The organism is Agromyces binzhouensis (genome assembly GCF_004135055.1).
GTDB classification, from domain to species: domain Bacteria; phylum Actinomycetota; class Actinomycetes; order Actinomycetales; family Microbacteriaceae; genus Agromyces; species Agromyces binzhouensis.
In genome coordinates, this window is sequence record NZ_SDPL01000209.1 from 1 (window position 1) to 5,381 (window position 5,381).

6 protein-coding genes and 1 pseudogene are annotated in these 5,381 nt (G+C 72.1%); 3 read left to right on the top strand and 4 right to left on the bottom strand.

Translation table 11 applies throughout. The features are described 5' to 3' along the window. Both ESO86_RS10820 and ESO86_RS10825 read right to left on the bottom strand, forming a co-directional pair. Positions 1 to 360, bottom strand: a pseudogene (locus tag ESO86_RS10820) (hypothetical protein); the annotation flags it as partial. Further along, positions 357 to 995, bottom strand: coding sequence for a biotin transporter BioY (locus ESO86_RS10825; RefSeq protein ID WP_129234920.1), 639 nt, complete (start codon positions 993 to 995; stop codon positions 357 to 359). The pseudogene ESO86_RS10820 and the gene ESO86_RS10825, both read right to left, overlap by 4 nt. 266 nt (positions 996 to 1,261) lie before the next feature. Between ESO86_RS10825 and ESO86_RS10830 the strand changes: the two genes are divergently transcribed. Next, a complete protein-coding gene (locus tag ESO86_RS10830; protein ID WP_129234923.1) occupies positions 1,262 to 1,480 on the top strand; it encodes a hypothetical protein in 219 nt (72 codons plus the stop codon). A gap of 113 nt (positions 1,481 to 1,593) precedes the next feature. Here the strand turns inward: ESO86_RS10830 and ESO86_RS10835 are convergent, their stop codons facing one another. After that, the gene (locus ESO86_RS10835; RefSeq protein WP_129234925.1) at positions 1,594 to 2,043 is read right to left on the bottom strand and encodes a hypothetical protein; all 450 of its coding nucleotides are present in this window, start codon (positions 2,041 to 2,043) and stop codon (positions 1,594 to 1,596) included. Positions 2,044 to 2,184: 141 nt separating this feature from the next. Next, the gene (locus tag ESO86_RS10840) at positions 2,185 to 2,373 is read right to left on the bottom strand and encodes a hypothetical protein (RefSeq protein WP_129234927.1); all 189 of its coding nucleotides are present in this window, start codon (positions 2,371 to 2,373) and stop codon (positions 2,185 to 2,187) included. 127 nt (positions 2,374 to 2,500) lie between these two features. Here ESO86_RS10840 and ESO86_RS10845 point away from each other — a divergent pair, with 127 nt between their 5' ends. Both ESO86_RS10845 and ESO86_RS10850 read left to right on the top strand, forming a co-directional pair. Continuing rightward, positions 2,501 to 3,094 (top strand): TetR/AcrR family transcriptional regulator, encoded by a 594-nt coding sequence (locus ESO86_RS10845; protein ID WP_129234929.1) that lies wholly within the window; start codon positions 2,501 to 2,503, stop codon positions 3,092 to 3,094. A 9-nt stretch (positions 3,095 to 3,103) separates the two neighbouring features. Next, the coding region (locus ESO86_RS10850) for an MMPL family transporter (protein ID WP_165307655.1) at positions 3,104 to 5,381 on the top strand (2,278 nt) is incomplete at its 3' end.

Genomic DNA, 5,381 nt, shown 5'->3' on the forward strand with positions numbered 1-5,381 from the left:
CAGCGGCCCGGCCGACGCGAGCCAGGACTCCAGCGTGCGCGCGACCACGCGCGGCGAACCGTCGGCCGACGTCGACCCCGACGTCGTGAGGGCGAGCGCGGTGCCCGCGGGCAGGTCGTCGGCGAGGCGGTCGGCGTCGGACTGCGAGCCCCCGACGAGTACCGCCCGACCACGGTCGAGGCAGGCGAGCACGGTGGTGATCACGGTGACGGGATCGACGTCGGCGCGACATCCGACCGGCCCCTCGCCGGCGGGCAGCTCGGCGCCGGCGACGGCACGCGCGAGCTCGTCGGATCCGGCGGATCGTCCGCCGAACGAGAGCGCGATGCGGTCGCCGGATGCGCCGAGCAGGTCAGTCACTGCGCGGGAGCCTCCACGGCGCGCTTCCACGGCCATGCACGCGGCTCGATGAGCCCGGGCCAGGCGCGGTGCACGCCCTTGGCGACGACCACGGTCACGACGACCTTGAGCAGGTCGCCCGGGAGGAAGACCGCGGAGCCCGCGATCGCGACACCCAGCGGCGTGCCCGTGATCGCCGCGAACACCGGCACGCCGACGAGGTAGATCGCGACGATGCCGCCGAGCGCCGTCGCGCCGAGCGCGGGAAGGACCCGGTAGCGGGGGAGCAGGCGCGCCGTGAACCAGCCGATGACGAGCGCACCGAGCACCCAGCCGATGAGGTACCCCACCGACGGCCCGACGAAGACGCCGAGGCCGCCGCGGCCACCCGAGAGCAGCGGCAGGCCCGCCGCGACGAGCGCGAGCAGCAGCACGACGCTCAGTGCGCCCTTGCGCGCGCCGAGGATCGCGCCGGCGAGCATGACCCCGAGCGTCTGGAACGTGATCGGGACCGCCGTGCCTCCCACGTACAGCGCGCCGGGCAGGCCGAGCGCGGCGATGAGCGCGGCGAAGACGGCGATCTGCGCGAGGTCGCGCGCGGAGGTGCGGGCGCGGCGCCGTTCGGGCGCGGAGACGGGGCTGGGTGCGGCGGTCATGCGGTTCCCATCGGTCGGCGTGTGCGGGCGGGTTGCCCGTGTCGTTCACGCTACGAACGGCGGGGGAGTGGCCGCGCGAGGTGGCCGTACAAGAATCCGTGGGCGATTTTGGAGCGCCGAAGCCGCCGACGACCTTCGAGGGCCGGACACGATCGCACTCGCGGAATCCCGAATCGCACCCGCCGGGGTGCATCCGAAACCGCCCCGGCGGCGGAAGGACGGGGTGAAGGGTGAATACGCACCCGCCGATCGAAGGGGAAGTTTCAATGAAGCGCATTCTCGCCACCGGATTCATCGCGGCCCTCGCCACGCTCGGCGTCGCCGGGCCCGCGCAGGCTGCGCCCGCCGATGCCGCCTGCTTCGGCCAGGTGCACAAGACCATCAACACCGAGGGCGCGCTCGGGTTCACCAACGTCGGTGACGTCGTCAAGGCGATCGGCGGCCAGGGCAAGAACGACACCGCCCGGGGCATCTGCGGCGACTGAGATGCCCTGATGCGCTCAGTGCTGTCGTCGGCGGCTCGAAGTCCTCGGACTCCGAGCCGCCGGCTCGTCCGCGGGGCCGCGCTGCCAGCACCTCGGACGCCGGGGCGATGACGTCAGGCGGCGCGCGCGGACTCCTCGACGGAGAGCACGGCGACGTTCTCGGCCTCGAGCTCAGCCTCGGGCGAAGCGGCATCCGCCTCGTCGGCCTGGACCGGGTCGGCCCACATCACGAGCGGGGCAGGGGTCCAGCTGAGCGCGTGCGACGTCTCGTCGGCGGGCACGACGACGGCGACCTGCTCGCGCTCCTCGAGGATCGCGCGGGTCACCTCTGCGGCGATCTGGTGGGTGAGCATCGACTGGAAGATGCGGTCGGAGTCGTCCGCCTGCCGACGGACGAGGGACCACTGGCCGTCCGGGCCGATGAACCGCGAGAGGCGAGCGTTGACCAACTCGAAGATGTGCTCGCCGCGGAGGTCGGCGGCCGTTGCGCGGGGCGAGGGCGCGGGTGCGGTGTGGGCTGCGGCCTGTGCGGCGAGCCGAGCGCGGCGCCAGCGGCGGAACATCGGTGTCCTCTCGGTCGGGACGGGTGGCGGACTACATCGGACGGCGTTTCGTCCAGTGTCCGTCACGCGGCGACCCCCCGGGCTCGGACACGCCGCTGGGGCGTCGAGCCGTCGGACGCGGACGGTTCGGGTCGGCCGAGGCTACTCGACCAGTTCGCGGCGCTTCTGCTCGTCGGCGACCGTCCCGATCGCGATGGCGAGCGTGGCGGCCCACGAGATCCACATGAGCACGAGCCTCCAGTCGCGAGGCCCGGCCTGTGTGGCGCGGATGACTCCGACCGCGCCGAACAGCGAACTCAGGACCGCTCCACTGAAGAGGTACTTGCGCATTCCGCAACGCTATCGCGTTCGGATCGGCTCGCGCGACCGGTTGACGCGGGCCCTCGACACTGTGAGAACACCCGGAGTCTGACCGATCGTGCAGACTCTGACCGATCGGTCAATTAGCGTCGATCGCATGCCCACCGATGCGAGAACCACGTCGCGCGTGCGCGCCGCCGACGAGTTGAAGCACGCCGCCCTCGAGCAGTTCGCGACGGTCGGATTCGCCGGCACGTCGCTGCAGCACATCGCCGACGAGGCCGGCTACGCCAAGTCGAGCGTGCTCTACCACTTCGCCTCGAAGGAGGCGCTGCTCGAGGCGGCCATCGAGCCCGCCGTCGAGGGCTTCGAGGACGTGCTGGAGGTCTTCCTGTCGGCCCGGCGCTCCGGCCGCCGCGGTGAGCTCGTGGACCGCGTCGTCGACCTCCTGCTCGAGCACCGCGAGGCGGTGCACGTCTTCCTCACCCAGGGCCAGAGCCTCTCCGAGCTGCCCGTCATCGCCCGCGCGAACGTCGCCGTCCGCCGCCTGGCGTCCGCGGTCTGCGAGGAGCGCGAGAGCGTCGACGACCAGGTGCGGTTCGGCATCGCCCTCGGCGGAGCCGCGTTCCTGCTCACGGCCGGACGGAGCTTCGCCGACGAGTCGACGCTCCCCAGCGATGACGAGATGCGCGACGCGCTCCGGCGCATCATCGCCGAGATCCTCACCCCCGCCCGAACCCCCAGCAACTGAGAGAGAACCGTGGCCCTCCTCCTCCACCGCATCGGACGCTTCGCCTACCGTCGCGCCTGGGTCGTCATCATCGCCTGGGTGATCGCCCTCGGCGGCCTCGTCGGCGCCGGCATCGGCCTCGGCGGCCAGCTCCAGGAGTCCTACGCGATCCCCGGAACCGAATCCCAGGACGCCATCGACCAGCTCGCCGCCGTCTTCCCGCAGACCGCCGGCGCGTCGGCGAAGGCCGTCGTCGAGGCGCCCGCCGGCGACTCGGTCGAGAACGCCCCGTACCGCGACGCCATCGAGGAGATGGAGTCCGAGCTCGAGGACCTCGACGGCGTCGCGAGCGTGCTCGGCCCGTTCGACGAGTACGCCGGCGACCAGGTCTCCGACGACGCGCGCACCGCGTACATCCAGGTGCAGTTCGACGGCCAGGTGACGGATGTCACCGAGGACCAGATCGACGCCGTGCTCGCCACCGGCGACACCGGCCGCGACGCCGGGCTCGAGGTCGCGTTCGGCGGCGAGGTGTTCCAGGAGACGACCTTCGGACTGACCATCACCGAGGCGTTCGGCGTGATCTTCGCGGGCGTCGTGCTGCTCATCACGTTCGGCTCGCTGCTCTCGGCGGGGATGCCGCTGCTCACCGCGCTCGTCGGCGTCGGCACCGCCTTCGGCGGCATCTCGCTCGTGGCCGCGTTCGCGACCGTCTCGAGCACGGCCCCCATGCTCGCCGTCATGATCGGGCTCGCCGTCGGCATCGACTACGCGCTCTTCATCCTGTCGCGCCACCGCACGCAGCTCGCACGCGGCATGGACCCCGAGGAGAGCGCGGCGGAGGCGGTCGCGACCGCGGGCGGCGCCGTCGTGTTCGCGGGCCTCACCGTCATCATCGCGCTCCTCGGCCTGCTCGTCGTCGGGATCCCGTTCCTCAGCGTCATGGGCGTCGGCGCGGCCTTCGCGGTGCTCGTCGCCGTCTTCGGCGCGACCACGCTGCTGCCCGCACTGCTCGGCCTCGCGAAGGGCCGGCTCGCGCCGAAGCCGGGCAGCCGGGCGCACCGTCGAGCGGTCGCCTCGGACGACTCGGGCACGCGCACGATGGGTCGCCGCTGGGTCGACACCGTGCTGAAGGCCCCCGTGGTCTTCGTGCTGCTCGTCGTCGGCCTGCTCGGCGCGGCCGCCGTGCCCGCGGCCAGCCTCGACCTGAACCTGCCCGGCGGGCAGGGCGAGGAGGGCACGAGCCAGCGCGAGGCCTACGACATGATCGCCGAGGGCTTCGGCCCCGGCTACAACGGCCCCCTCATCGTCACGGTCGACATCACGCAGACCACCGACATCCTCGACGACCTCGACGCGATCGGCGCCCGGCTCGCCGCAGTGGACGGCGTCGCCTACGTCGGGCAGGGCCTGCCGAACGAGACCGTCGACACCGCGATCATCCAGGTCATCCCGGAATCGGCGCCGACCGACCCCGAGACGAAGGAGGTCGTGCAGGACATCCGCGCCCTCGAGGGCGAGATCGTCGACGAGTTCGGCACCCCGATCGCGGTGACCGGCTACACGGCCGTCTCGATCGACATCTCGCAGCGCCTCAACGACGCGCTCGTGCCGTTCGCGCTCATCGTCGTGGGCCTGTCGGTCATCCTCCTGCTCATCGTGTTCCGGTCGATCTTCGTGCCGATCAAGGCCGCGCTCGGGTTCCTGCTCTCCGCGTTCGGCGCGATCGGCCTGACCGTCGCGGTCTTCCAGTGGGGGTGGATGGCCGACCTCATGCACATCGAGCCGGGGCCGATCCTCAGCTTCCTGCCGATCCTGCTCATGGCCGTGCTGTTCGGCCTCGCCATGGACTACGAAGTGTTCCTGGTCTCCGGCATGCGCGAGGAGTTCGTGAAGACCCGCGAGCCGCGCAGCTCGATCGTGCACGGCTTCCAGCACGCGGCGCGCGTGGTCACGGCGGCGGCGCTCATCATGTTCTTCGTCTTCTTCGCGTTCGTGCCCGAGGGCACGGGGGTCATCAAGGGGATCGCGTTCGCGCTCGCAGTGGGCGTGGCGTTCGACGCGTTCCTGGTGCGGATGACGCTGGTCCCCGCGGCGATGGCCCTCGCGGGTCGCGGCGCGTGGTGGCTGCCGAAGTGGCTCGGCCGGATCCTCCCCGACGTCGACATCGAGGGCGAGGGCCTGCGCGCCCACCTCGCGGAGTCGGAGTGGGCCGCGGCGCGCAACGCCGACGTGCTCGCCGAGGACCTCCTCGTCGGCGATCCGGCGGCGCCGATCGGCCAGATCTCGGTCGGCGTGCCGCGCGGCG

What these genes read in the sequence shown, in the direction of transcription:
- ESO86_RS10830 (WP_129234923.1), top strand. Translation starts at nt 1,262, where the DNA reads ATGAAGCGCATTCTCGCCACCGGATTCATCGCGGCCCTCGCCACGCTC.
- ESO86_RS10825 (WP_129234920.1), bottom strand. Translation starts at nt 995, where the DNA reads ATGACCGCCGCACCCAGCCCCGTCTCCGCGCCCGAACGGCGCCGCGCC.
- ESO86_RS10840 (WP_129234927.1), bottom strand. Translation starts at nt 2,373, where the DNA reads ATGCGCAAGTACCTCTTCAGTGGAGCGGTCCTGAGTTCGCTGTTCGGC.
- ESO86_RS10845 (WP_129234929.1), top strand. Translation starts at nt 2,501, where the DNA reads ATGCCCACCGATGCGAGAACCACGTCGCGCGTGCGCGCCGCCGACGAG.
- ESO86_RS10835 (WP_129234925.1), bottom strand. Translation starts at nt 2,043, where the DNA reads ATGTTCCGCCGCTGGCGCCGCGCTCGGCTCGCCGCACAGGCCGCAGCC.